The organism is Gilvimarinus sp. 1_MG-2023 (assembly GCF_030548285.1).
Window position 1 is genome coordinate 1 of record NZ_JAUOSC010000298.1, and the last position, 383, is coordinate 383.

The window sequence follows — 383 nt, forward strand, 5'->3', positions numbered from 1 at the left end:
GGGCAACACCGGTTTCGCGCAAGGCGCGCAAACAAAACGCCAGACTGTCGTCGGTAAAACGGCTGGCATCGGCGTACACGTATAATCCACCATCCGGTGCTACCGGCACCACAAAACCCAGCGCTGGCAAGGCGGTGAGCAGATAGTCTCGGCGTTCAGCCAGAATGTTCCGCCGCTCAGCCAATAGCGCCAGCGTTTCTGGTTCAAAGGCGGCCATGGCAGCGTGTTGGGCCGGGGTTGGCGGTGCCAGAAAGACATTCTGCGCCAGGGTTTCCAGTGTCGGCACCCAGTGCTCCGGCACAACGGCCCAACCCAGCCGCCAGCCGGTCATGCCAAAATATTTGGAAAAGCTGTTAATCACCACGGCGTTATCGGCAACCGCT

At 60.1% G+C, this 383-nt stretch carries 1 protein-coding gene; it reads right to left on the reverse strand.

The window, feature by feature from the left end; genetic code table 11:
* Window positions 1-383, reverse strand: a 383-nt coding sequence (locus Q4563_RS16875) for an aminotransferase class I/II-fold pyridoxal phosphate-dependent enzyme (protein WP_303605314.1), incomplete at both ends; no start/stop codon positions are given.